We start from the raw sequence: 24264 nt of genomic DNA, 5'->3' as shown, positions 1-24264 counted from the left end.
CGCCGACGCCGAGTCTCCACATGGGCGCGCAGGCGCCCGTCCCCGCGGACCGCCACCCCTTCGGGCGGGCGCGGGGTTGGTCACCGCGCCGAGGACTGCCATGGTCGGGACATGACTCAACAGCACGGAGCGCCGGAGAGTCAGACCCTCGGTGCCCTCGTCCACCAGCTCTCCCAGCAGATCCCCGACCTGGTCCGCTCCGAGATCCGTCTCGCGCAGGCCGAGGTCGCACAGAAGGGGAAGCGCGCAGGCATCGGGATCGGGATGTTCAGCGTCGCCGGGCTGCTGGCGTTCCTCGGTCTCGGCACGCTGGTCGCGACGGCCGTCCTGGGCCTGGCCAACGTCGTCGACGCCTGGCTCGCAGCGCTCATCGTCGCGCTGGTGCTGCTCGCCGGAGCGGCCGTGGCCGGGCTCGTAGGGAAGAACAAGGTCTCCGAGGCCACGCCCGCAGCGCCCGAGAAGGCGATCCAAGGCATCAAGGACGACATCGCGACCGTCAAGGGAGACCACCATGGCTGACACCCGCACCCCCGAGCAGATCGAGGCCGAGATCGAGCTCCAGCGCGCACGCCTCGCCGGCACCGTCGACGAGCTCGCCGCCAAGCTGGACGTGAAGTCCCAGGCACGCCAGAAGGTGGCGGACCTCAAGGACTCCGCCACCACCGACTCCGGCAGTCCGCGCCCCGAAGTGCTCGGCGCCGCGGGCTCGCTCGTGGCGATGGCCGTCGTGCTCCTGCTCTGGCGCCGTCGCCGCACCCACTGACCACTCGTTCCCGGGAAGGGAGAACCACCATGAAGAAGCTCATGCTGCTCATCGCCGGAGGTGTCGGCTACGTGCTCGGCGCCCGAGCCGGGCGGGAGAGGTACGACCAGATCAAGCGGACCGCAACGCGCGTCAAGGAAGACCCGCGGGTCCAGGAGAAGGCGACGCAGGCGGCCGACCTCGCCAAGGAGAAGGCACCCGGCGTCAAGGACGCCGTCGTCTCCGCAGCAGGTACGGCGGCGGGCGCCGCGTCGGGAGCCGCCAGCGCGGCTGCCGACAAGGTGACGCCGTCGGGCAACGGCGGTCACCGCTCGGACCTCGAGGACCAGCTGCACCCCGAGAGCACCGCGCGCCAGGACAACCCCTACCCGCAGGGCGACCTGCCGTAGCAGCAGGCCGGGCGGGTCTCGATACGCTCGCTGGCGCTCGCTACTCGACCAGCGATGACCGGCGTCAGCCGCTCAGTCCGGCGTGGCGCGCGATCGCGCTGGCGTCGGTGAGCGAGGCGACCTGGTCGATGACGACGCGGCGTCTCGCCGCGTCGTCATCGGCCTGCTGCCAGTCGTCGACGAATACCGGGTCGAGGGCGTCGACACCGCGCGCCCACATCCCCTCGACGAGCTCGGCCACCAGCTCTCGCTGGCGCTGCATGAGGCTCACCCGGTCGTCGGCCTGCATGACGTAGTGGGCGGCGATGCCCTTGAGCACCCCGATCTCGGCCTCCGTGCGGGACGGCACGACCAGGTCGGCGCGGTGGCGCACTGGCGGCGCGCCGTTCGAGGCGGCGAGGGTCGCCTCCTGAACGCTGCCGCAGAAGCGGCCGACGAGGTCGCTGGTGAGGTTCTTGATCGCGGCCAGGCTGCGCCTGCTGCCGTCGTACGGCGTCTGCGGCCAACTCGTGACGGACCGCAGGTCGGCGAGAGCCGCGTCGAGCGCGTCGTCGTCGAGGCCGGGGAGGTACCACGACCGGACGGTTTCCCAGAGGGCGTCGCGGTCGAGCCTGGTCAGGTCGAGGCGGCCCGCGACGATCCCGTCCTCCACGTCGTGCACCGAGTAGGCGACGTCGTCGGCGAGGTCCATGACCTGCGCCTCCAGGCAGCGCCGGCGACCCTCGATCCCGGTGCGCAGCCAGTCGAAGACGGGGCGGTCGTCGTCATAGACGCCGAACTTCACCACCACCCGCGGTGTCCCGTCGGCGTGGACCCCGTGGGGGCCGGTGGCCGCCTCGCGGGACCAGGGGTACTTCGTGCAGGCGTCGAGCGTGGCCCGGGTGAGGTTGAGGCCCACCGAGCGCCCGTCGGAGTCGAAGGTCTTGGACTCCAGGCGGGTCAGCAGCCGCAGCGTCTGGGCGTTGCCCTCGAAGCCCCCGCACCCAGCGCTCAACTCGGCCAGCACCCGCTCGCCGTTGTGGCCGAACGGCGGGTGGCCCATGTCGTGGGCCAGCGCCGCGGTCTCCGTGATGTCGGGGTGCGTGCCGAGGGCGCGGGCGAGGTCGCGCGCGACCTGGGCGACCTCGAGGCTGTGGGTGAGCCGGTTGCGGACGAAGTCGTCGGTCTGCGGACCGACCACCTGCGTCTTGGCCGCGAGCCGGCGCGAGGCCGCCGCGTGCACCACGCGAGCCCGGTCGCGCTCGAACGCCAGCCGCACCGGCGCGTCCACCCTCTTGGGGGGCTCGGCGACGATGCGCTCGCGCGCAGCGTCGTCGTACAGGTCCTCGATGCTCATCGACCGCCCACCCTAGCGAGCGCCCCGGATGCGGATGCGCACCGCTCCGGACCTCAGTACGTCGACACGTGCACGTGGTCGTAGTGGTTGGCCGTCGACGACCCGCGGTCGGCCATCGATCGCCAGCCCTCGGCCGAACGCTGTCCCGACCAGATGTTCTGTGCGTGGATCACGTAGTTGACGCCGAGCGCAGCAGCGTTGGCGCGCACGAATTCGGCTACCTCCCACCCGGTCGAGCCCCCGACCATGATGTCCACAGCACGGCCGAGCGGGTGATCGCCGCCACCACCACGGAGAGTGCCGTAGGTCGTGATCGAGGGCCAGTTGGCACAGACGGCCGCATGGACCTTCTGGATGTTGACACCAGCGCCGCCTGCTGAGGTGCCGTTGGAGCAGGAGCCGCCCAGAGTCGGACCGGTCGGTTGGGGCTCAGGCTTGCTCTCGGCGAGATAGGCGGCCGTGACCCAACGGGACTGACCGTCCAGGACGATCTGGGCCCGATCCAACTGGCGTCGGCCGGTGACCGAGACCTTCGTGAGCGGGTCGATCACGCCGAGCTTCTTGGCCTTCTCGCCCGGGCCGTCCCAGAGGTTGAGGGCCTCGGTGGTCCACAGGCCGTTGTCGACCTTCTTGGCCAGGCGGCGGGCCTGGCGGTCGACGCTGATGTCCTTGCGGGCAGCAGCCTCGGCCTTGGCCGCGGTGCGGATCTGCGAGCGCGACACGATCTCGTCGCGACCGCGCGGCGCCGCACCGCCGGAACCGGCGCCGGCGCCGAGGTCGGAGGCGGAGCTCGCGCTCGAGATCGACTGCGACGTCGTGGACGAGGCCAGGAGGTTGGTGTCGGGGGTCTCCGGCTCCGCACCCAGCACACCCATGGTCACGGCGGACATGGTCGCCACGACGGCGAGCGGTGCCGACACCAGGACGGAGCGGGAGAGGCGGGACGGGCGGGTGTTGCTAGCAGGGGTTTCCCGCTTGTGGCGATGATGAGCCACAGCGCTGATCCTTTGCGGTTGCTGACGGGGGACTGCGTCGATCCACGAGGTGTTGCGGGGGAAGACCTCGTGCCCACGCCGACGCGATCATCGAGTGAAGCACAGGATTTGGCGGCTGTCCCAATCTCCCACAGCAAATTTCGGCGTGTTCCGGCTCACGAGACACCGATCACGTGGTCCGGAGGTCCACGCGGCCGTGCGGATCACCCTCCGGTGGTCTCGTCCGCGTCCTCGCGCAGGTGCGCACCGCGACCGTCGGTGTCGTCGAGCCAGCCCTCGGGGAGCACGACCCTCTTGCGCGGCGCGCCCTGCCGTCCGCGCGGCGTGCCGAGCTCCCGCTCGGGGAACGGCGCGTCGCCGTCGAGTCCGTCCAGCAGCTCGTCGAGGGCGGCCAGCGAGTCGATCAGGGCCAGCTGGTGGCGCATCTCGCCACCGGCCGGGAACCCCTTGAGGTACCAGGTGACGTGCTTGCGGAACTCCTTGCAGCCGCGCTCCTCCCCCATGTGCTCCGACAACAGCTCGGCGTGCCGACGCATCATCGTGCGCACCTCGCCGAGGGTGGGCAGCGTCGCCACGTCCTCGCCGTGGAAGGCGGCGGCCAGGTCGCGGAACAGCCACGGCCGGCCGAGGCAGCCCCGTCCGACGACCACCCCGGCGGCGCCGGTCTGCTCGACCATGCGCAGCGCGTCGGCGGCCTCCCAGATGTCGCCGTTGCCGAGGACCGGGATGTCCACGTGGTCGACCAGGCGCGCGATGGCGTCCCAGTCGGCCTCACCGGAGTAGGCCTGCTGGACGGTGCGGCCGTGCAGTGCGATGGCGGCGACGCCCGTCTCCTGCGCGATGCGGCCCGCGTCGAGGTAGGTCAGGTGGTCGTCGTCGAGGCCCTTGCGGGTCTTCATCGTCACCGGGACGTCGTACGGCGCTGCGGCGGCGACCGCGGCCGTGAGGATCTCCCCGAGCAGGCCCCGCTTCCACGGCAGCGCTCCCCCGCCGCCCTTACGGGTCACCTTGGGCACCGGGCAGCCGAAGTTGAGGTCGACGTGCGCCACGCCGTGGTCGGCGCAGAGGATCTCGACGGCCTTGCCGATGTAGACCGGGTCGCTGCCGTAGAGCTGCACCGAGCGCACCGTCTCGAGCTCGTCGAACACGAGCATCTTCTGGGTGGTCTCGTCGCCCTCGACCAGACCGCGGCTGGTGATCATCTCGCTGACGTAGAGGCCGGCACCCTGCTCGGCGCAGAGGCGGCGGTAGGCGGCGTTGGTGATGCCGGCCATCGGGGCCAGCACGACCGGGGTCTCGACGCGCAGCGGACCCAGCGTCAAGGAGGTGGGCACGGCGCTCATGCCCCCATTGTCGAACCGGGCACGGCACGACCCCAAATCAGCCGCCGCGCCCCTGCTTGTCGTTCGCCTTCCTGCCCGACCGCTCCTCGACCTCGCCGGTCCACACGATCGGGTCGTAGCCCTCAGTGGGCTCGAAGACGAGGTCGCGGATGCGGCCCCGGTCCGGCACGAGGTAGACCAGGCACATCTGCTCCTCCGCGCCCGCGGCGAACGGCGTGGGGAGCGGTCCGCTCTGGCAGGCGGTGAAGTCGCCGCCGAGCGTCCAGGGGGCGCCGAGGGTGCCGCCGTCGTCGCGGAGGTAGAGCGGCACGGCCTGGCCTGCAAGATCGGACTCGCCAGTGTTGGCCATCCGCACGCGTACGAAGTAGGCACGCGAGCCGGCCATGGTGTCGTCACGCAGCCAGCCGTCGAAGACCGACGCCCGCGGCTCGACCACGGACTCCACGCTCAGCTCCAGCTCACCGGTGAGGTCGGCGGTGGGCTGCCACACCAGCGTCGCGGGCTCACCGAAGCCCAGCTGCGTGCCGGGCTCGGTCCCGGTGGCCTCGACCGCAGCGGAGGTCGCCGGAGGATCGGCGGCGTCCGGAGCGCTGCCGGACCCCGTGCACCCCGTCAGCGCGAGGGCGAGGAACGCGCCCGCGACCGGCACGGGGATCGGGGCACGCCACATGACGTCATCGTGGCACGACGTACGCCGCCCGGGTCGCCGGACGGCGTACGTCCCGACCGGCGGTCAGCAGCCGACGAACTTCTCCGCGAACCAGCGCGTGATGCCCTCGAGGCTGACCCGCTCCTGGGCCATCGTGTCGCGCTCGCGGATCGTGACGGCGTTGTCGTCGAGGGTCTCGAAGTCGACCGTGACGCAGTAGGGCGTGCCGATCTCGTCCTGGCGACGGTAGCGACGACCGATCGCGCCGGAGTCGTCGAAGTCGACGTTCCAGTTCTCGCGCAGCTCGGCCGCGAGCGCCTTGGCCTTGGGCGAGAGGTCGGCGTTGCGGCTCAGCGGCAGGACGGCGACCTTCACCGGCGCGAGGCGCGGGTCGAGCTTGAGCACGACGCGCTTGTCGACGCCGCCCTTGGTGTTGGGCGCCTCGTCCTCGGTGTAGGCGTCGATGAGGAACGCCATCAGCGAGCGGGTCAGGCCGGCGGCCGGCTCGATGACGTAGGGCAGGTAGCGGTCGTCGGCGGCCTGGTCGTAGTAGGACAGGTCCTTGCCGGAGAACTCGCTGTGCTGCTTGAGGTCGAAGTCGGTGCGGTTGGCGATGCCTTCGAGCTCCTCGAAGTCACGGCCCGAGAACCCGAAGCGGTACTCGATGTCGGTCGTGCCCTTGGAGTAGTGCGACAGCTTCTCCGTGGGGTGCTCGTAGTGGCGCAGGTTGTCGGGGTTGATGCCGAGGTCGACGTACCAGCGGGTGCGCTCCTCGATCCAGTAGCGGAACCACTCGTCGTCCTCGCCGGGCTTGACGAAGAACTCCATCTCCATCTGCTCGAACTCGCGGGTGCGGAAGATGAAGTTGCCGGGCGTGATCTCGTTGCGGAAGCTCTTGCCCATCTGGGCGATGCCGAAGGGCGGCTTCTGGCGGCTGCTCGTGACGACGTTGGCGAAGTTGAGGAAGATGCCCTGCGCGGTCTCGGGGCGCAGGTAGTGCAGGCCCGACTCGTCCTCGATGACGCCGAGGTAGGTCTTGAGCATCATGTTGAAGTTGCGCGGCTCGGTCCACGCGTTGCGGGTGCCGCAGTTGGGGCACGCGACCGACTCGTTGATGTCGACGTCGTCGGGGTCGTCGATGCCCTTCTTGGCCGCGTGGTCCTCCTGGAGGTGGTCCTCGCGGAAGCGCTTGTGGCACGACTGGCACTCGACCAGCGGGTCGCTGAAGGTGCTCAGGTGGCCCGAGGCCTCCCAGGTGCGCGTCGGGAGGATGACGCTGGAGTCGAGGCCCACGACGTCGTCGCGACGGGTGACCATGAACTTCCACCACTGCCGCTTGATGTTCTCCTTGAGCTCCACGCCCAGCGGGCCGTAGTCCCACGCGGAGCGGGTGCCGCCGTAGATCTCACCGCACGGGTAGACGAAACCCCGGCGCTTGGCGAGGGAGACGACGTTGTCCAGGGCGGTGGGGGCGGGCTTGGCCACGGTGGTGTTCCTTCGGGTCGCGCCGGCTGGCTGCCGGCTCGTGGGGGCGAGCGCTCACCCTATCGACCGCGGCTGCGCCTCGTTGAGGTCGGTCCCCTCCTCGACGACCTCGTAGGCGCTGGGCTCGTCGAGGGCGTGCACCATCAGCGGCTGGACGTGCATCTTGCCCTCGAAGGACCCGAGCGCACGGCGGTAGGAGCCGACGTTCTCCCACCGCGTGGTGAGCACCCAGAGCGCGGGGTCGTCCACGTTGCGGCCGACCTCTCCCCCGACGTAGCCGGGCTTGGCCGCGAGGATTCCGAGGGCGTGCAGCAGGCCGCGGCGCAGCTCGTCCTCCGCAGCGGCGTCGGGGCGGGGCGTACGGAGGCGGGTGACGACGAGCACGGGGTCAGCGTACGACCACGCGCAGTTTGACAATGGTTCTCAACATTGCTGAGAATCGTTCTCATGTCGCTCTCCACCCGCCTCGTCCCCCTCGCCAGCATCGTCACCGCCTCCGTCCTCCTTGCCGGATGCGGGTCGACGAACGCCGACGCGTCTGGAAGTGGTCGCCAGGCCGTGGCGGCGTTCTACCCGCTGGCCTGGGTGACGGAGCGGGTGGCGGGCGATGACTGGGAGGTCACCAACCTGACCCAGCCCGGCGGCGAGCCCCACGACCTCGAGCTCGGCATCTCCCAGACGGCCGACCTCGACGAGGCCGACGTGGTCGTCTTCCAGCACGAGTTCCAGCCCGCGGTCGACGAGGCCGTCGAGAACGTCTCGGACGCCGTGCTCGTCGACGCCGAGGAGGCTGTCGAGCTCCGCTCGATCGAGGAGCAGCACGAGGGCCACGAGGACGAGCGCTCCGACGACGAGCACTCCGAGGACGAGCACTCCAAGGACGACGGCCACGACCACGGCGACACCGACCCGCACTTCTGGCAGGACCCCCTCCTGATGGCCGACATGGCCGACGCCGTCGCGGAGGGCCTCGCCGAGGTCGACGCCGACGGCGCGGCAACGTACCGGGCCAACGCCGAGGAGCTGCGCGCGGAGCTCGAGGACCTCGACGCCGAGTTCACCGAGGGCCTCGCTGCGTGCGAGCGCGACACGGTCGTCGTCAGCCACGAGGCGTTCGGCTACCTCGAGCGCTACGGCATGCACTTCGAGGGGATCGCCGGCCTCACCCCCGACGCGGAGCCGACCCCCGCCGTCCTGGCCGAGCTGGAGGAGCTCATCGCCAGCGAGGGCATCACCACCGTGTTCTCCGAGCGGCTCGCCTCGCCCGCCATGGCCGAGAGCCTGGCCTCCGACACCGGCGTCGAGACCGCCGTACTGGACCCGATCGAGGGACCGGGCGATGACGACGGCGCCACCGACTACGTTGCTCTCATGCAGCAGAACCTCGCGGCGCTCCAGCAAGCCAACGGATGCTGAACCCCGCCGGCACCGCGGTCGTCGAGGCCCGTGACGTCACGGTCGCCCTCGGTGGCCGTCCGGTGCTCCGCGGCAACGACCTCGTGGTCCGGCACGGGGAGTTCGTCGCGCTGATGGGCGCCAACGGGTCGGGCAAGAGCACGCTGGTGCGCGCCCTCACCGGGCTGCGGCCCCTCACCCAGGGCTCCGTCCTCCTCTTCGGCACGCCCTTGCCCGACTTCAGGGAGCGCCACCGCATCGGCTTCGTCCCGCAGCGCGGCACCGCGGCGGGCGGCGTGCCGTCCAGCGTGCGCGAGGTGGTGGCCTCCGGCCGGCTCACCCGGCGCCCGCTGCTGCGCCCGGCAGGGAAGGCCGACCGGGCCGCCATCGACGACGCCCTCGAGGTCGTGGGGCTCACCGGCATGGCCAGTGAGGGCGTCAGCACGCTCTCCGGCGGTCAGCAGCAACGTGTCCTCATCGCGCGCGCACTGGCAGGCGAGCCCGAGCTGTTCTTCCTCGACGAGCCGACGGCCGGCGTCGACCTGCCCAACCAGCTCGCGCTCGCCGACGCGTTGCGGACCCTGTCCGAGCGGGGCGCCACCATCGTCCTCGTCGCCCACGAGCTCGGTCCGCTCGAGCCGCTCGTTGACCGGGCGGTGGTGATGCGTGACGGCCGGATCGCCTACGACGGCCCGCCGCTCGCCCACGAGGACGTCCACGGCCACCACCACCCGATCGCGGGCTCGCACGACCACGTGCCGCACGTCGGTTCCCCGTTCGACACGATGTCGCTCGACCCGAGGGAGGACCGCCGATGAGCCCCGCCGAGCTCCTCGACCTGTTGGGTCGCCCCTTCATGCAGCGCGCGCTCCTCGCCGCCCTGCTCACCGGCCTGGCCGCACCCGCGATCGGCACCTTCATCGTGCAGCGCCGCCTCGCCCTGCTGGGCGACGGCATCGGCCACGTCGCCGTGACCGGCGTGGCCCTCGGGCTGCTCACCGGGACGTCCCCCACGTGGACCGCGGTCGTCGTCGCCATCCTCGGCGCCGTCCTGATCGAGGTCATCAGGGAGAAGGGCCACACCAACGGCGATGTCGCTCTCGCCCTGCTGTTCTACGGCGGGCTGGCGGGCGGGGTCCTCATCACCGGACTCGCCGGCGACGGCGCCGCGGGCCTGCAGGTCTACCTCTTCGGGTCCGTGACGAGCATCAGCTCGACCGAGGTCTGGTACACCGCTGGGCTGGCGCTCGTGGTCCTGACCCTCACGCTCGGCCTCCTCCCCCAGCTGTTCGCGGTCGCCTCGGACCCCGAGTTCGCGAAGGTGGCGGGACTTCGGGTCCGCGCCTACAACCTCCTCGTCGCCGTCCTCGCCGCCGTCAGCGTGACCGTCGCCATGCGGACCGTGGGCCTGCTGCTCGTCTCGGCGCTGATGGTGGTGCCGGTCGCCACGTCCCAGCAGCTCGCGCGGTCCTTCCGCTCGACACTGCTGTGGGCCATGGTCCTCGGCGGGGTCGCCGCGGTCGGCGGGCTGGTCGTCGCTGCATGGCTGTCCGCCAGGGCCACCGTGGCCCCGGGCCCCTCCATCGTGCTCCTCGCGCTGGCGATGTTCGCCGCGACCTGGCCGGTCGGCGTCTGGCTGCGCCGTCGTCGCCGCCTCGCCGAGCCCTTCCCCGCGCTGGGCACCGGGACGTCCGGTCCGCACGAGGTGGACGAGCACCCGCACCAGCACGGCGACGACTGTGGCCACCCGGCGGTCCCGCACGACGACCACCTCGACTACGTCCACGACGGTCACCGGCACGCCCCGCACGGAGAGCACTATGACGAGCACTGACCCCCACGGCGGTGGCACCCAGACGCAGCAGCGCCGTCCCACCCGCCAGCGGCGCGCGGTCGCCGCCGCCCTGGCGGGCTTCGACGACTTCCGCAGCGCCCAGGAGATCCACGACCTGATCTCGCGCCAGGGCGACTCCGTGGGCCTGGCCACCGTCTACCGCACGCTGTCGTCGCTCGCCGAGGCCGGCGAGGTCGACATGCTGCGCAACGAGGACGGCGAGGCCATCTGGCGCAGCTGCTCCGACACGCACCACCACCACCTCGTGTGCCGCACGTGCGGCGCCACGGTCGAGGTGGAGGGACCGGCCGTCGAGCGCTGGACCAACGCCATCGCTGCCGAGCACGGCTACGCCGACCTCAGCCACACCCTGGAGATCTTCGGGACCTGCCCGACCTGCCGCTGAGGCTGACGGCTGGTCCCGCCGGGCGGTGCGAGGTCAGGCGTTGGGAAGCGCGCCGCCGTAGCGACGGTCGCGGCGGGCGTACGTCTCCACTGCGGCCCAGAGGTGCCGGCGGTCGACGTCGGGCCACAGCACGTCGGTGAAGACCATCTCGCTGTAGGCCGCCTGCCACAGCATGAAGTTGGACAGCCGCTGCTCCCCCGACGTGCGCCAGACGAGGTCGGCGTCGGGGAGCTCGGGGACGTAGAGGTGACGGGCGAAGGTGCGCTCGTCGATCTTGTCGGGGTTGATCCGGCCGGCAGCGACCTCGCGCCCGATGGCGCGCGCGGCGTCGGCGAGCTCGGCACGGCCGCCGTAGTTGACGCACATGGTCAGGGTCAGGACGTCGTTGTCCTTCGTCATCTCCTCCGCGACCTGGAGCTCCTTGATCACCGACCTCCACAGACGAGGGGCGCGCCCGGCCCACCGCACGCGTACGCCGAGCTCGTGCATCTCGTCGCGGCGGCGCCGGATCACGTCGCGGTTGAAGCCCATGAGGAAGCGGACCTCGTCGGGCGATCGCGACCAGTTCTCGGTGGAGAAGGCATAGGCCGAGATGGCCTTGACGCCGATCTCGATCGCGCCCTCCACGACGTCGAAGAGCGAGGACTCGCCCTCCTCGTGGCCCTTCGTGCGGGGCAGTCCGCGGTCCTTGGCCCAGCGGCCGTTGCCGTCCATCACGATGGCGACGTGCTCGGGGACGAGGTCGCGCGGGATCGACGGGGGCGTCGCGCCGCTGGGGTGCGGGGTGGGCTGGCGGACGGAGCGCTTCACGGGGCACAGCCTAGGTCTCGATACGCCCGCTCGTCCCTCGCGGGCTACTCGACCACCGAGGGGATGTGTCCTCGCGGGCTACTCGACCACCGAGGGGATGTGTCCTCGCGGGCTACTCGACCACCGAGGTTCAACGCTCGACGTACGCCATCGAGCGCAGGCCACGCTCGAGGTGCCAGGCGAGGTAGGCCGAGACGAGGTTGCTGGCCTCGCGCAGGTGGCGCGGGTCAGCGGCGTGGACGACCGGCCAGTCACCGACGAGCAGCGCACCCAGGACCAGCACCGTCTCGGCGGCGGGGGTGGCGGAGCCGGGCAGCTTGTCGGAGGTGCAGAGCACGCCACCGGCCGAGGGGTTGAAGAAGCGGTGCGGGCCCTCGACGCCGCACTGCACGCAGTGGTCGAAGGACGGCGCGTAGCCGGCAACCGACAGCGAGCGCAGGAGGTAGGAGTCGAGGACCTGCTTGGCCCCGTGCTGACCGGTCGCCATCACCCGCAGCCCGCCGACGAGGAGAAGGAACTGCTGGACGGCCGGCTCTCCCTCCTCGGTGACGAGACGGTCGGCGGTCTCGAGCATCACGGTGCCCGCGGTGTAGCGGTCGTAGTCCATGCCGAGGCGGGAGTTGAACGGGTCGAGCGTCTCGGCCTGGGTGATCACGTCGAGGCTGCGCCCCTCGGCGAGCTGCAGGTCGACGTGGGCGAACGGCTCCAGCCGCGAGCCCCAGCGCGACGTCGTACGCCGCACGCCCTTGGCGACGGCGCGCACCTTCCCGCGCTGACGCGTCAGCAGGGTGATGATGCGGTCGGCCTCGCCCAGCTTGTGGGTGCGGAGCACGACCGCCTCGTCGCGGTAGAGGGGCACGGGTCCATCCTCCCCCACGCACCCTGCCGGAGGCGGTTGGCGCTCAGCGTTTCCGCGCGCGGGTGCTCGTGGCCGGTGCGGCGGCGCGCCAGCAGTCGAGTGCGAAGTCGGCGGCCGCCGCGGTGAGCCGGTCGGGTCGGAAGCGCCACTCCAGGATCGAGGTGGCCCGCTCGAACCGGACGTTGGGCAGCTCGGCGGCGAGCATGTCGGCGTCGACGAACGGGTGGATCGGGTCGATCGGGTGGCCCACCAGGAAGACGGGTGCGTGGATCCGGCGGCGCTGGCTCGACGACGGCGCGAGGCGGCCGAAGATGACGCCGTGCAGGACCGAGGCGATCGAGTCGGCCCGGTGGTCGACGGTGTCGAGCCCGACGCCGGCCCAGAAGGGGACGATCCCGCGGGGAACCGACCGCGAGAGCTTCTGCAGCGTGTTGGCGGTGAAGGGAAGGTAGCGCGCCGCGAGCATGATCGGGACGAACGCCATGATCCCGGCCACGAGCGCGTGGTTGAGCACCGGCATCTCGACGACGAGGCCCTTGACCCGCTCCGGGGCGATGACTGCGACCTCGAGGGACACGTTCGCGCCCAGGGACGTGCCGCCGATGACGGCCTGCTCGGCGCCGAGGTGGTCGAGCAGCGCGACCACCTGCTCGCCGAACGACGTCATCGAGTAGACGAGCGGGTCGGCGGGCTGGTCGGAGCGGCCGTGGCCGAGGAGGTCGAGGGTGACCACGTGCAGGCCCTGCGCGGCCATCGCCCGCGCCAGCGGCTGCTGCATGCGACGGGGCATGAGCAGGCCGTGGAGCAGGACCACCCACTCGTCGCCGGAGCCGTACTCGGTGTACTCCAGCCGGTCGCGCCCGCCGTCGGACTCGACGAAGAACTGTCCGATCCGCTCGCTCACCAACATGGGCTCAATGTAGTCGCGATGGAGCGCGCCGCCGTGGAACGCTCCGACCATGGTCTCGATCATCAACGCCGGCCCCGACGACTGGCGAGCGGTCCGCGACGTCCGGCTCCGGGCGCTCACGGACAGTCCGGACGCCTTCGGGGTGACCCTGCGGGAGGCGCGAGCTCAGGCCGACGAGGTCTGGCGCGAACGCCTGGAGGGGTCGAACCCGACGCTGCTCGCGCTCGACGAGGACGCCCCCGTCGGCATGGGTGGCGGGTTCCTCCCGCCCGAGAGCGACGTCGCCTGGATCTGGGGGATGTGGATCGCCCCGGACCGTCGCGGCACTGGTCTCGGGCGCCGGATCGTCGACGAGCTGGTCCGCTGGGCGCAGGGCACCGGACGCGTCGTGCACCTCCACGTGGCCGAGGGCAACCACGGCGCCCGGGCGCTCTACGTCTCCAGCGGCTTCGTGTCGACAGGCCAGTGGGAGCCCCTGCGCGACGGGTCCCCGGTGCAGATCGAGAAGCTGGTGCTCAGGCGCGGTTGACGGCGCTGATCACGGCCTTGAGCGAAGCGGTGACGATGTTGGCGTCGAGGCCGACGCCCCAGAGCAGCTTCTCGCCCACGGCGCACTCGACGTACGCCGCCGCGATGGCGTCGCCGCCGGCGGACAGCGCGTGCTCGGCGTAGTCGAGGACCCGGACGTCGTGGCCGAGCCCGGAGATGGCGTCGACGAAGGCCGCGATCGGGCCGTTGCCCTCGCCGGAGAGCTCCTGGCGCTCACCGTCGACGAACACCCCGACCGTGAGCTGGTCCTTCTCGCCCGCGGCGCTGGAGGTGTGCACGGAGTCGAGCTCGAGCGGGGCGGTGCGGTCGAGGTACTCGGCACGGAAGACCGACCAGATCTCCTCGGGGGTGATCTCCCCGCCCTCGGTGTCGGTGCGCAGCTGCACGACCCGGCTGAACTCGATCTGCGCGCGGCGCGGCAGGTCGAGCTTGTGCTCGGACTTCAGCACGTAGGCCACGCCGCCCTTGCCGGACTGGCTGTTGACCCGGATGACCGCCTCGTAGGTGCGGCCGACGTCCTTGGGGTCGATGGGCAGGTAGGGCGCCTCCCACGGCAGCTCCCCGACGGGTACGCCGAGGGCCGCGGCCTTCTTGTCCAGGTCCTCCAGGCCCTTCTTGATCGCGTCCTGGTGCGAGCCGGAGAAGGCTGTGTAGACGAGGTCGCCGGCATAGGGGTGACGCGGGTGGACCGGCAGGTTGGTGCAGTACTCGACGGTGCGGCGGACCTCGTCGATGTCGCCGAGGTCGACCTGCGGGTCGATGCCCTGGCTGAAGAGGTTCATCCCGAGCGTGACCAGGTCGACGTTGCCGGTGCGCTCGCCGTGGCCGAACAGGCAGCCCTCGACGCGGTCGGCGCCGGCCATCAGGCCCAGCTCGGTGGCCGCGACCGCGGTGCCGCGGTCGTTGTGCGGGTGGAGGCTGATCGCTGAGTGCTCGCGGCGGGTCAGACCCCGGCCGAAGTACTCGATCTGGTCGGCGTAGGTGTTGGGCGTCGACATCTCGACCGTGGCGGGCAGGTTGAGGATGATCTCGCGCCCGGCCTCGGGCTGCCACACGTCGGAGACCGCCTCGCACACGCTGAGCGCGAAGTCGGTGTCGGACTGGGTGAAGATCTCCGGGCTGTACTGGTAGCCGAAGTCCTGGCTGCCGACGATCGAGCCGAGCCGCTCCTCGGCGTACTTCATGACCATCTCGGTGCCGCGGACGGCGATGTTGCGGCACTCGTCGGGGGTGACGTTGAAGACCACGCGCTGGAAGAGCGGCGCGGTGGCGTTGTAGAGGTGGACGGTGGCCCTCGGGGCACCGACGAGGGAGTCCACGGTGCGCTCGATGAGGTCCTCTCGGGCCTGGGTCAGCACCGAGATCTGCACGTCGTCGGGGATCCGGTCCTCGATGATGAGCTTGCGCACGAAGTCGAAGTCGGTCTGGCTCGCGCTCGGGAAGCCGACCTCGATCTCCTTGTAGCCCATCTTCACCAGCAGCTCGAACATCGTGAGCTTGCGGGCCGGGGTCATCGGGTCGATCAGCGCCTGGTTGCCGTCCCGCAGGTCGGTGGAGAGCCAGCGCGGCGCCTTCTCGACCTTCTTCGTCGGCCAGGTGCGGTCGGGCACGTCGACGGGAACGAACGGCGTGTAGCGGCCGAACGGCATCGGGCTCGTGCCCTGCTGGTTGGCGGTGTTGCTCAGGTTGGTCATGGTGTCCTCGTTGTCGGTCGGTCCAGGGCGACCGGCGCGCGCCGCACTCCGCAACGAGGGGGCCGGTTCAGGCCTCGCTGCGGCAACCAAGGAGGAGGGTGCGCATCATGACGGGACCAGCGTACGCCGCTGCCCGCGGGCGCACAGCCGCGCGTCCGACCTGCGGACCGGGACGTCAGGCGCGACCGCGAGCGGCGTACGCCACCGCCGTGAGGTCGAAGGGCCCGGGGCCGAGCCGGCGACGCAGGACCTCCTCGAGCCGGGCCCGACCGTCCGGCCCGAGCGCGGCGACGACGTCGCCGGCGGGACCGACGCCGTGCAGGTAGGGCTCCCACCACTCCTCGAAGCTCGGGTGGGTCACCGTCACCGGGACCTCGACCGCCTCGACCCCACGCAGCCCGGCACCCTCCAGGATCGCGACGAGGCCGTCACGGGAGCCGCCGGGGAACTCGCGCTCCCCCGAGTGCGCGGGCTGGAGCTCCGCGACCGCCTCCCACAGCGGCCACATCGGGGCGCGCGACCCGGCAAGATCCCAGACCGTCGCGCCGACCCAGCCGCCGGGGCGGGTCACCCGGGTCATCTCGGCGACGCCGCCGACGGGGTCGGCCATGAAGTGCACCACCAAGCAGGCCGCGGCGACGTCGAAGGAGTCGTCGTCGTGGGGCAGCGACTCCGCCTCGCCCCGGCGGACGTCGACCCCGGGGAGCCGGTCGCGGCAGGCCTCCACGAAGGACGCCGACGGGTCGACCGCCGCCACCTGTGCAGCGCCGAGCAGGTCCACGAGGACGGTCGTCAGCGCTCCCGGCCCACAGCCGACGTCGATGGCCCGCTGGCCGGGCGCCACCTCCAACCAGTCGGCGAGGTCGGCCGCGAGCGGTCGGGAGTAGCGACCCATGAACCGGTCGTAGGCGTCACCTGTCACCTCGAAGGTCACGGCACACGACGCTACTCGCCCTCGTAGGCTCTGGCCATGCCTCGACTGCTGGTGGTCCACCACTCCCCGACCCCGTCGGTCACCGCGCTGACCGAGGCAGTCGTGGCGGGTGCGTCGGACGACGCCATCGAGGGCGTCGAGGTGGTCGTGCGGACAGCGCTGGAAGCCGGCGCGGACGACGTGCTCGCCGCCGACGGCTACGTGCTCGGCACCCCGGCGAACTTCGGCTACATGAGCGGGGCGCTCAAGCACTTCTTCGACACGATCTTCCTCCAGGCCGGCGGGGCGCTGGCCGAGGACGGCGGGGCCGCCGGCGCCGAGGGGGGCCGCCGCCCCTACGGCCTCTTCGTCCACGGCCGCTACGACACGACGGGCGCGGTGCGCTCGGTCCAGTCGATCGTGGGGGCACTCCCCTGGCGCCAGGCGGCGCCGGTGCTGGAGGTGCTGGGTGAGGTGGGCGAGGCGGACCGGGAGTCGGCGTACGAGCTGGGCGGGACGCTCGCGGCCCTGGTGATGCGATGAGGCGCCTCCTCGCCGCGGCCACCGCCGTCCTGGCGCTGTCCGGGTGCACCTCCTCCGCCCCCGCGGACGAGCCCGTCCCCTCGTCGACCCCGTCACCGACGGCGCCGTCGACGCCGGAGCCTCCCCCCGATCCCGGCCCGACGCCCGAGGTGGGCGAGTGCCACTCCCTCACGTTCCGGCAGGCCGTCGCGGTGGTCGGTCGCACCGCCCCCGTGGCGTGCGGGCGCCGGCACACCGCCCAGACCTACTTCGTCGGCCGGCTGCGGCTGACCACCCCGGCGGGTCGCACCCGGAGCGTGGACTCCGAGGCTGCCCAGCGCCAGGCGCGTACGACGTGCACGGCGCGTCTGCCTCGGCACCTCGGGGTGGCACCGCGCGACCTGCGCCGCACGATGGTCAGGGCGGTGTGGTTCACCCCGAGCCCGGCCCGCGCCGAGGCCGGCGCCGACTGGTTCCGCTGCGACGTCGTGGCAGTCGCGGGACCGCGCGAGCTGCTGCCGCTGCCGCGCCGGACGAAGGGCTGGGGTGAGGCCCCGGTGCTGGAGATGTGCGGCACCGCTGCCCCCGGCACGCAGGCGTTCCGACGGGTGTCGTGCGGCGCGCGGCACACGTGGCGGGCGACGTCGACGGTCGACCTGACCGGACGCCGGTTGCCACGACCGGCGGCGGTCGCGGCGCGCATGGACCCGACGTGCCGCGCGGACGCCCGCGCAGCAGCGACGGACCCGCTCGACTTCACCTGGTCGCAGGAGGCCCCCACCCGCGAGCAGTGGGACGCCGGCCAGCGCTACGGCATCTGCTGGGTGCCTGCCTGAGCCGTCAGCCGCACGTGCTGCGCACCTGGCCGTCGGATCGGCTCACCGAGGGCCAGCACCGCCGCACGTGCGCCGACCTGGGCGGGACCGTCGTCAGAAGCCGAGCTTGCGCAGCTGGCGCGGGTCGCGCTGCCAGTCCTTGGCGATCTTGACCTGGAGGTCGAGGTAGACCGGGGTGCCGAGCAGCGCCTCGATCTGCTTGCGCGCGGCGGTGCCGACCGAGCGCAGCCGCGAGCCCTTGTGGCCGATCATGATGCCCTTCTGGGAATCACGCTCGACGTAGAGGTTGGCCACGATGTCGAGCAGCGGCTTGTCGTCAGGGCGCCCCTCGCGCAGGCCCATCTCCTCGACCACCACGGCGATCGAGTGCGGGAGCTCGTCGCGCACGCCCTCCAGCGCGGCCTCGCGGATGAGGTCGGCGGCCAGCGCCTCCTCGGGGGCATCGGTGAGGTCGCCGTCGGGGTAGAGCGGCGGGCCCTCGGGCAGCAGGCCGACCAGCAGGTCGGCGAGCAGCTGGACCTGGTCGCCCGAGACCGCCGACACCGGCACGATCTCGGCCCACTCCGTCGAGGTCTCGGCCCCGAGCGCGGCGATGTCGAGCAGGTGCTGGCCGAGCTGCTCGGGGGTCACCAGGTCGGTCTTGGTGGCCACCGCGATGCGGACGGTGCGCCGCACCTTGGCCAGCTCGGTGACCAGGAACCGGTCCCCCGGGCCGATCTTCTCGTTGGCCGGGAAGCAGCACGCCACCACGTCGACCTCGGCCCACGTCGTGCGGACCAGGTCGTTGAGCCGCTCGCCCAGCAGGGTGCGCGGGCGGTGGAGGCCGGGGGTGTCGACGAGGATCAGCTGGGCGTCGTCGCGGTGCACGATCCCGCGCACCACGTTGCGCGTGGTCTGGGGCTTGGAGGACGTGATGACGATTTTCTGCCCGACCAGCGCGTTGGTCAGCGTCGACTTGCCGGCGTTGGGCCGGCCGACGAAGGAGGCGAAGCCGCTGCGATAGCCCTCGGGCGCGGAGTAGAACGCACTGGCGGGCGCGACCCCGGAGAGGTCGAAGTCCTCGTCGAGCTCGTCGTCCTCGTCGTCCTCGTCGAGGTCGTCGTCGAGGTCGTCCGTCTCGTCGCCCGGCTCGCCGACGGTCTCCTCCACCACGTCCTGGTCGGTGTGGTCCTGCTCGTCAGCCATCGCTCGCCTCTCGCGCTGCGTCGTACTCGGCCCAGATCTGCTCGTCACTCTTCCCTGCCGCCTTGCCCGCGCGCCAGAGCGGACCCGGATCGACCGCCCGCGGCTGCCGTCCGGCCGTCGCGCGCCAGTAGCCCATGACGTCGTAGTGGCTGGTCGGCAGGCCGACCTCGCGCATCAGGTGCTTGCGGATCGCGCGCATCTGCGCGGACTCCCCCGCCATCCAGAAGTAGCCCTCGCCGGCCGGCCACTCGATGCCCTCCACGACCTCGGCCAGCGCGCTCTGCCCGTGGGACGGCGGGCTCAGCCAAGTGACGTCGGGGCCCTCGGGGAGGTAGCCCGCGAGGTCGTCCGGCACCTCGGCGATGACGTACGTCGTCAGGTCGGGGCGCGTCTCCACGATGCGGGCCATCGCCGGCATCGCGGTGAGGTCGCCGACCAGCATCAGCCACGTGGCGCCTGCCGGGGGCGCGAAGGACGACTTGGCCTCGGTGATCGTCACGGTGTCGCCCACACAGTCGCGCATCGCCCACTCGGTGACGAGGCCGACGTCGTGGACCACCACGTCGAGGGTCAGCTCACCGCCGGTGAAGTCGCGGACGGTGTAGTAGCGGCTCTGGAACTGGCCGGGCACCACGAGCCCGACCCACTCGTCGGGCACGCCGGTGCTGGTGAACCCGTCGAGGCCGTCGAGGACCAGCCGGACCAGGTGGTCCGACAGCGGTTCGCGGCGACGTACGGTCGCCTGGAACTGGGCTGCGCGGGTGCTCACCCGAGGAGGTTATCGGCCTCCCCGCGGCGCGGGCGCATCGCCCGAGCCGGTCTAGGTGGTCGTGCGGGTGTGGATCTTCCCGGCGGGGTCACCGACGAGGACCGCCACACCCGCGCCGGCGAGATCGGTGACGGCACCGAGGTCGGGAACGACGTCCGCCCCTGTGTCGGTCAGCACGACCGCGGCCTCGAGACCGGCTGCCGCGGACGCCACGGCCATGGCCACGCAGGCCTCGAGCGCGGACAGGCCGAGGTGCTCCAGGCGCACGCTCGCGGCGGCGTACGTCCGGCCGTCGAGGTCGCGGACCGCGGCGCCCTCCTCGGCCCGGGCGCGGACCCGGGTGGCCCGGGCCAGCGTCACCAGCTTGGCGTCCTCGGGGCTGAGGTCGGCGGGCTCCGGCGCGTCGGTCATGGGCGACAGCCTAGTGAGCCGTCAGCGGCCCGAGCCCGCGGCATGCCCCGGTGCGTCGTCGTCCTCGGAGCCCTCCGCGGCGAGCACCGAGACGAGCACGGCATCGATCTTGTTGCGGCGACCGGTGGCCCGCTCGGCCTCCAGGCGCAGGCCGTGGCACTCCACGACCGAGCCGGGGATCGGGACCTTGCCGAGGTGCTTGGCCATCAGCCCGCCGACGCTGTCGACGTCGTCGTCCTCGACGGTGAAGCCGACCAGCTCGTCGAGGTCGTCGACGGGGTAGCGCGAGGAGACGCGGATGGTGCCGTCCTCGAGGTGGTCGACCTCGACCTCCTCGACGTCGTACTCGTCGGTGATCTCGCCCACGATCTCCTCGAGCACGTCCTCGATGGTCACCAGGCCGGCGGTGCCGCCGTACTCGTCGACGACGACGGCGATGTGCTGGCGGCGGGCCTGGAGCTCGGAGAGCAGCGAGTCGACCGGCTTGGAGTCCGGGACGTAGTGCACCGGTCGCATCACCTCGTCGACCCGCTGGGTGAACTCGACGTCGGGTGCCTCGAAGTCACGGCGGACCAGGTCCTTGAGGTAGGCCATGCCGACGATGTCGTCGAGGTTCTCGCCGATGACGGGGATGCGGGAGTAGCCGCTGCGCAGGAAGAGCGACAGCGTCTGGCGGATGTTCTTGTGGCGCTCGATGTAGACGACGTCGGGTCGCGGCACCATCACCTCGCGGGTGATGGTGTCGCCGAGCTCGAAGACCGAGTGGATCATCCGGCGCTCGCCGGACTCGATGACAGCCGACGCCTCGGCCAGGTCGACCAGCTCGCGCAGCTCGGTCTCGGTCGAGAACGGCCCCTCGCTGAACCCTCGGCCGGGGGTGATCGCGTTGCCGAGCATGATCAGCAGCGCCGGGATCGGGCCGAGGATCGTGGTGACCGCCGACAGCGGTCCCGACGACAGCAGCGCGACCTTGGCGTCGTGCTGGCGACCGATCGTGCGCGGGGCGACGCCGATGACGACGAAGGACACGACCAGCATCACGCCAATCGTGGTGAGGACACTCGGCAGCAGCGAGTCCTGGAAGGCGTCGCGCGCCCAGGTGGAGACCAGCACGATGGCGCTGATCTCGCACAGCAGCCGCAGCAGCAGCGCGGTGTTGAGGTAGCGCGCGGGGTCGTCGAGGATCATCACCAGTCGCGCGGAACCGGGCCGTCCGTCGGCCTTGAGCTCCTCGGCGCGGGCGCGCGAGAAGCCGCTGAGCGCGGCGTCGGCGGCGGAGAAGAGGCCGGCGAGCAGGACCAGGAGGGCAGCCGAGCCGAGCTGCCAGATGTCAGCGGTCATCTCAGGCGGGCTCGGGGGTGGAGCGCCACTGCTCCAGCAGCTCGCCCTGGAGGCCGAACATCACGGCGTGCTCCTCGGGCTCGGCGTGGTCGTAGCCCAGCAGGTGGAGGATGCCGTGGACGGTGAGCAGATCGATCTCGGCCTCGCGGCCGTGCCCGGCCTCCTCGCCCTGGCGCGCGGCGACGGACGGGGCCAGCACGAGGTCGCCGAGCACGCCCTCCTCGGGCTCCTCGTTGACCTTGCCGGGACGCAGCTCGTCCATCGGGAAGGCCAGCACGTCGGTCGGCCCGTCCTTCTCCATCCACTGGCCGTTGAGCTCGGCGATGGTGTCCTCGTCGACGGCCTTGATGCACAGCTCGGCCTGCGGGTGGACGCGCATCTGCTCCATGACGAAGCGCGCCAGCCGGGAGAGACGGCGTACGTCGAGCTCGAGTCCCGACTCGTTGAGGACCTCGATGCTCATCGCGGGCCCCGCTCGGCCGGGGCGGGTGCGGTGCGCGGGCGACGGGGCTGCTCGGGCGCCTGGTCCTGGGAGTCGAAGACCTCGTAGGCCTCGACGATGCGGCCCACCAGCCGGTGGCGTACGACGTCGGTGCCGGTGAGGCGGCAGAAGGAGATGTCGTCGACGCCCTCGAGGATGCCCTCCACGACGCGCAGGCCCGACTTGGTGCCCGAGGGCAGGTCGACCTGGCTGGTGTCTCCGGTGACCACGATCCGCGAGCCGAACCCGAGGCGCGTGAGGAACATCTTCATCTGCTCGGGCGTGGTGTTCTGCGCCTCGTCGAGGATGATGAAGGAGTCGTTGAGCGACCGGCCGCGCAGGAACGCCAGCGGTGCGACCTCGATGGTCCCGGCGGCCAGCAGCTTGGGGATGGTCTCGGGGTCGACCATGTCGTGCAGCGCGTCGTAGAGCGGACGCAGGTAGGGGTCGATCTTCTCGCTCAGCGTGCCGGGCAGGAAGCCGAGCCGCTCCCCCGCCTCGACGGCCGGGCGGCTCAGGATGATCCGGTTGACCTCCTTGGCCTGGAGCGCCTGCACCGCCTTGGCCATCGCGAGGTAGGTCTTGCCGGTGCCGGCCGGGCCGATGCCGAAGGTGATCGTCGAGTTGTCGATCGACTCGACGTAGCGCTTCTGGTTGAGCGTCTTGGGACGGATCGTGCGGCCACGGTTGGACAGGATGTTGAGGCTCAGCACATCGGCCGGGCGCTCCTGGGTCTCGGTGCGCAGCATCTGGATGATCCGCTCGACCGTCTCGCCGGTCACGCCCTGGCCGGTGCGCACGAGCGTGACGACCTCGTCGAGCAGCCGCTCGGCGGTCGCGACCTCGGCGGAGTCGCCGCTGAGGGTGATGCGGTTGCCGCGCACGTGGACGGTTGCGTCGAAGGCCCGCTCGATCAACCGGAGGTGCTCGTCGCCCGGACCCAGCACGGAGACCATGTCGATGCTGTTGGGGACGACGACCGTGTGGGTCGGCCGTTCCTGCTGGGAGTCGGTGTCGGGGCGGGTGGAGCGGCGCGTGTTGTCAGTCATGGATGCCCGGGTCGGGCGGCCTTCCGAGTCGGTGGCGGGGCCCTTCCATGCTAGCGAGCGTGCCGCGGACGGCCCACTCCATTCGGGGTGAGGGTCAGTGGGGCCGGTTCAGGGCCGGGTGACCTGCAGCATCCCGAGGCACATCTCGTCCGTGGTGCCCTCGCCCCACACGACGTAGCGGTCGGGCTGGCCCTCGAAGGCGGGGAGCTTGTCGCGCAGCCACTGGACGTGGGTGCAGGTCACCTTGACCTGCTCGAAGGGCTGCAACGTGATCGGCTCGATGGGCCGGCTGCCCTGGTCGTCGAAGTCCCACACCGGGATGTCGAGGACGGTCTGCGCCTGCGGCGTACCGGGTCGGACCTCGATCTTGATCGAGCGGCCCAGCAGGTGCATGTGGCCGGCGACCCCGTGGATGGTGACCGGCTCGCCCAGGGTGCGCAGGCACGACTGGGTCCGTCCTGCCCGCGGCTCGCCGCCGCAGAGGAAGTAGAGCAGGTCGGCGGTGCTGCCCTCGGCGGCACCGAAGCGCTCCTTCACGTCCGCGACTGCGGCGGTCCGGTCGCAGAGCTCGCCGTCGGAGTGCTCGGGGCGGCACGGCAGCTCGACCGGTGCGGGGAGCAGCATCGTGCTCAGCGCCTCGTACGGCCGCTTGCCGGGCGCGAGCCGCAGCTGGGCGGCACTGGTGTCGGGCTCCTGGCCGGCCAGCAGGTTGTAGTGGACCTGCATCACGACGCGGCTGCCCTTCGCGAGCCGGGTGCCGAAACCGGGCTTGACAACCGACTCGTCCCCGCCGGGCGCCCACGCGCCGATCCACGCGGCGTCGTCGACGTTCTGGAACCGGTCGAGGCCGGTGCCGCCGAAGCAGGTCCAGCCCTCGTCGTCCTCGGCGGCGTCCTTCGCCTCGGCCGCCGCGACCTGCTCCGGCGGGACCTTGAAGAGGATGACGTGGTGCACGACGTCGGGGTTGCCGGGCAGCACCTGGGTGCCGGTGAGCCAGGCGTCGCGCTCGAGCTCGGGGTCGAGCAGGAAGCAGCGGTAGTCGTCGGTGCCGGAGCCGTAGGGCGCCGACGGGGTGTAGCTGCCGGGCATCGCGATCGTCGTACGCGTCTCTCCCGCACGCAGCGGCTTCGACCGGGCCGGCTCCGCGTCGTGGCCGCCGCCGTGGCTGCCGATTGCCTGCTCGGCCTCGTCGGCCGCCGGGGCGGGCGCCTCGACGGGCTGGGTGGCGCTGCGCTGGGCGCCGGCGTCGGTCCCGGGGGCGGCACCGCCGCAGGCCGTCAGGGCGAGCAGCGCCGAGGTGAGGAGCGCCCCGAGGGCGGTGCGGGTGCGGGTCATGGGGG

Annotated in this window: 28 protein-coding genes; 10 read left to right on the top strand and 18 right to left on the bottom strand. The window is 71.8% G+C overall.

Annotation, left to right across the window (positions count from 1 at the left end; genetic code table 11):
• The first annotated feature begins 111 nt into the window (after window positions 1-111).
• The 3 genes from IRX98_RS12405 to IRX98_RS12395 are packed head-to-tail and all read left to right on the top strand — an operon-like array spanning window position 112 to window position 1152.
• Window positions 112-519, top strand: a complete 408-nt coding sequence (locus IRX98_RS12405) for a phage holin family protein (RefSeq protein WP_224277178.1) — start codon at window positions 112-114, stop codon at window positions 517-519.
• Window positions 512-763, top strand: a complete 252-nt coding sequence (locus IRX98_RS12400) for a DUF3618 domain-containing protein (protein ID WP_224277177.1) — start codon at window positions 512-514, stop codon at window positions 761-763. The genes IRX98_RS12405 and IRX98_RS12400 overlap by 8 nt, the downstream gene beginning before the upstream one ends.
• Before the next feature lie 29 nt (window positions 764-792).
• Window positions 793-1152 carry a hypothetical protein gene (locus tag IRX98_RS12395; RefSeq protein WP_224277176.1) on the top strand — a complete coding sequence of 120 codons (360 nt, stop codon included), beginning with the start codon at window positions 793-795 and terminating at the stop codon, window positions 1150-1152.
• Between the two features lie 64 nt (window positions 1153-1216).
• Here the strand turns inward: IRX98_RS12395 and IRX98_RS12390 are convergent, their stop codons facing one another.
• The 6 genes from IRX98_RS12390 to IRX98_RS12365 all read right to left on the bottom strand — a co-directional run bounded on the left by IRX98_RS12390 (window position 1217) and on the right by IRX98_RS12365 (window position 7344).
• Window positions 1217-2488 carry a deoxyguanosinetriphosphate triphosphohydrolase gene (locus tag IRX98_RS12390; RefSeq protein WP_224277175.1) on the bottom strand — a complete coding sequence of 424 codons (1272 nt, stop codon included), beginning with the start codon at window positions 2486-2488 and terminating at the stop codon, window positions 1217-1219.
• 53 nt (window positions 2489-2541) lie between these two features.
• The gene (locus IRX98_RS12385; protein WP_224277174.1) at window positions 2542-3378 is read right to left on the bottom strand and encodes a VldE C-terminal domain-containing protein; all 837 of its coding nucleotides are present in this window, start codon (window positions 3376-3378) and stop codon (window positions 2542-2544) included.
• A 308-nt stretch (window positions 3379-3686) separates the two neighbouring features.
• Window positions 3687-4826 (bottom strand): tRNA dihydrouridine synthase DusB, encoded by a 1140-nt coding sequence (gene dusB / locus IRX98_RS12380; RefSeq protein ID WP_224277173.1) that lies wholly within the window; start codon window positions 4824-4826, stop codon window positions 3687-3689.
• Window positions 4827-4863: 37 nt separating this feature from the next.
• The gene (locus IRX98_RS12375; RefSeq protein ID WP_224277172.1) at window positions 4864-5496 is read right to left on the bottom strand and encodes a hypothetical protein; all 633 of its coding nucleotides are present in this window, start codon (window positions 5494-5496) and stop codon (window positions 4864-4866) included.
• A 63-nt stretch (window positions 5497-5559) separates the two neighbouring features.
• A complete protein-coding gene (locus IRX98_RS12370) occupies window positions 5560-6960 on the bottom strand; it encodes a glycine--tRNA ligase (protein ID WP_224277171.1) in 1401 nt (466 codons plus the stop codon).
• 54 nt (window positions 6961-7014) lie between these two features.
• Entirely contained in the window at window positions 7015-7344 is a 330-nt protein-coding gene (locus tag IRX98_RS12365; RefSeq protein ID WP_224277169.1) for an antibiotic biosynthesis monooxygenase family protein, read from the bottom strand.
• A 63-nt stretch (window positions 7345-7407) separates the two neighbouring features.
• Here IRX98_RS12365 and IRX98_RS12360 point away from each other — a divergent pair, with 63 nt between their 5' ends.
• From IRX98_RS12360 to IRX98_RS12345, 4 genes are read left to right on the top strand one after another with little or no spacing between them, the layout of a single operon-like run.
• Window positions 7408-8376: a metal ABC transporter substrate-binding protein gene (locus IRX98_RS12360; RefSeq protein WP_224277167.1), complete on the top strand. Its 969-nt coding sequence runs from the start codon at window positions 7408-7410 to the stop codon at window positions 8374-8376.
• Complete coding sequence (locus IRX98_RS12355) at window positions 8370-9173, top strand: metal ABC transporter ATP-binding protein (protein WP_224277165.1); 804 nt, start codon at window positions 8370-8372, stop codon at window positions 9171-9173. The genes IRX98_RS12360 and IRX98_RS12355 overlap by 7 nt, the downstream gene beginning before the upstream one ends.
• The gene (locus tag IRX98_RS12350) at window positions 9170-10189 is read left to right on the top strand and encodes a metal ABC transporter permease (RefSeq protein WP_224277163.1); all 1020 of its coding nucleotides are present in this window, start codon (window positions 9170-9172) and stop codon (window positions 10187-10189) included. The genes IRX98_RS12355 and IRX98_RS12350 overlap by 4 nt, the downstream gene beginning before the upstream one ends.
• On the top strand, window positions 10176-10595 hold the full coding sequence (locus tag IRX98_RS12345) for a Fur family transcriptional regulator (protein WP_224277161.1): 420 nt from the start codon (window positions 10176-10178) through the stop codon (window positions 10593-10595). The genes IRX98_RS12350 and IRX98_RS12345 overlap by 14 nt, the downstream gene beginning before the upstream one ends.
• Before the next feature lie 33 nt (window positions 10596-10628).
• On the opposite strand, the gene IRX98_RS12340 is transcribed toward IRX98_RS12345, so the two are convergent.
• The 3 genes from IRX98_RS12340 to IRX98_RS12330 all read right to left on the bottom strand — a co-directional run bounded on the left by IRX98_RS12340 (window position 10629) and on the right by IRX98_RS12330 (window position 13174).
• Window positions 10629-11405 carry an isoprenyl transferase gene (locus IRX98_RS12340; protein WP_224277159.1) on the bottom strand — a complete coding sequence of 259 codons (777 nt, stop codon included), beginning with the start codon at window positions 11403-11405 and terminating at the stop codon, window positions 10629-10631.
• A gap of 130 nt (window positions 11406-11535) precedes the next feature.
• Complete coding sequence (gene recO / locus IRX98_RS12335; RefSeq protein ID WP_224277157.1) at window positions 11536-12264, bottom strand: DNA repair protein RecO; 729 nt, start codon at window positions 12262-12264, stop codon at window positions 11536-11538.
• 43 nt (window positions 12265-12307) lie between these two features.
• Window positions 12308-13174: an alpha/beta fold hydrolase gene (locus IRX98_RS12330; protein ID WP_224277154.1), complete on the bottom strand. Its 867-nt coding sequence runs from the start codon at window positions 13172-13174 to the stop codon at window positions 12308-12310.
• 49 nt (window positions 13175-13223) lie between these two features.
• Here IRX98_RS12330 and IRX98_RS12325 point away from each other — a divergent pair, with 49 nt between their 5' ends.
• Window positions 13224-13703 (top strand): GNAT family N-acetyltransferase, encoded by a 480-nt coding sequence (locus IRX98_RS12325; protein WP_224277152.1) that lies wholly within the window; start codon window positions 13224-13226, stop codon window positions 13701-13703.
• Here the strand turns inward: IRX98_RS12325 and leuA are convergent.
• On the bottom strand, window positions 13690-15417 hold the full coding sequence (gene leuA / locus IRX98_RS12320) for a 2-isopropylmalate synthase (RefSeq protein WP_224277150.1): 1728 nt from the start codon (window positions 15415-15417) through the stop codon (window positions 13690-13692). The genes IRX98_RS12325 and leuA overlap by 14 nt on opposite strands.
• A gap of 175 nt (window positions 15418-15592) precedes the next feature.
• Entirely contained in the window at window positions 15593-16351 is a 759-nt protein-coding gene (locus IRX98_RS12315) for a class I SAM-dependent methyltransferase (protein WP_224277148.1), read from the bottom strand.
• 36 nt (window positions 16352-16387) lie between these two features.
• On the opposite strand from IRX98_RS12315, the gene IRX98_RS12310 reads away from it, so the two are divergent.
• Together IRX98_RS12310 and IRX98_RS12305 are read left to right on the top strand one after the other, a co-directional pair.
• Window positions 16388-16873, top strand: a complete 486-nt coding sequence (locus IRX98_RS12310; protein WP_224277146.1) for a flavodoxin family protein — start codon at window positions 16388-16390, stop codon at window positions 16871-16873.
• Window positions 16870-17688, top strand: coding sequence for a septum formation family protein (locus tag IRX98_RS12305; RefSeq protein ID WP_224277144.1), 819 nt, complete (start codon window positions 16870-16872; stop codon window positions 17686-17688). Before IRX98_RS12310 ends, IRX98_RS12305 begins: the two co-directional genes overlap by 4 nt.
• A 93-nt stretch (window positions 17689-17781) precedes the next feature.
• Here the strand turns inward: IRX98_RS12305 and era are convergent, their stop codons facing one another.
• The 7 genes from era to IRX98_RS12270 form a co-directional block, all read right to left on the bottom strand.
• Window positions 17782-18873 carry a GTPase Era gene (era, locus tag IRX98_RS12300; RefSeq protein WP_224277142.1) on the bottom strand — a complete coding sequence of 364 codons (1092 nt, stop codon included), beginning with the start codon at window positions 18871-18873 and terminating at the stop codon, window positions 17782-17784.
• The gene (locus IRX98_RS12295) at window positions 18866-19642 is read right to left on the bottom strand and encodes a siderophore-interacting protein (protein WP_224277140.1); all 777 of its coding nucleotides are present in this window, start codon (window positions 19640-19642) and stop codon (window positions 18866-18868) included. The genes era and IRX98_RS12295 overlap by 8 nt, the downstream gene beginning before the upstream one ends.
• Window positions 19643-19693: 51 nt before the next feature.
• Window positions 19694-20053 carry a cytidine deaminase-like protein gene (locus IRX98_RS12290; RefSeq protein WP_224277138.1) on the bottom strand — a complete coding sequence of 120 codons (360 nt, stop codon included), beginning with the start codon at window positions 20051-20053 and terminating at the stop codon, window positions 19694-19696.
• Window positions 20054-20074: 21 nt separating this feature from the next.
• Complete coding sequence (locus IRX98_RS12285) at window positions 20075-21394, bottom strand: hemolysin family protein (protein WP_224277136.1); 1320 nt, start codon at window positions 21392-21394, stop codon at window positions 20075-20077.
• A gap of 1 nt (window position 21395) precedes the next feature.
• The gene (gene ybeY / locus IRX98_RS12280; RefSeq protein ID WP_224277134.1) at window positions 21396-21857 is read right to left on the bottom strand and encodes an rRNA maturation RNase YbeY; all 462 of its coding nucleotides are present in this window, start codon (window positions 21855-21857) and stop codon (window positions 21396-21398) included.
• Window positions 21854-22924, bottom strand: coding sequence for a PhoH family protein (locus IRX98_RS12275; protein ID WP_224277132.1), 1071 nt, complete (start codon window positions 22922-22924; stop codon window positions 21854-21856). Before IRX98_RS12275 ends, ybeY begins: the two co-directional genes overlap by 4 nt.
• Window positions 22925-23032: 108 nt before the next feature.
• Window positions 23033-24259, bottom strand: coding sequence for a hypothetical protein (locus IRX98_RS12270; RefSeq protein WP_224277130.1), 1227 nt, complete (start codon window positions 24257-24259; stop codon window positions 23033-23035).
• Between the last annotated feature and the right edge of the window lie 5 nt (window positions 24260-24264).

This window comes from Nocardioides lacusdianchii, assembly GCF_020102855.1.
Lineage (GTDB): Bacteria > Actinomycetota > Actinomycetes > Propionibacteriales > Nocardioidaceae > Nocardioides > Nocardioides lacusdianchii.
Note: the sequence above shows the minus strand (reverse complement) of the source record. Positions and strands in the feature narration are given on the sequence as shown.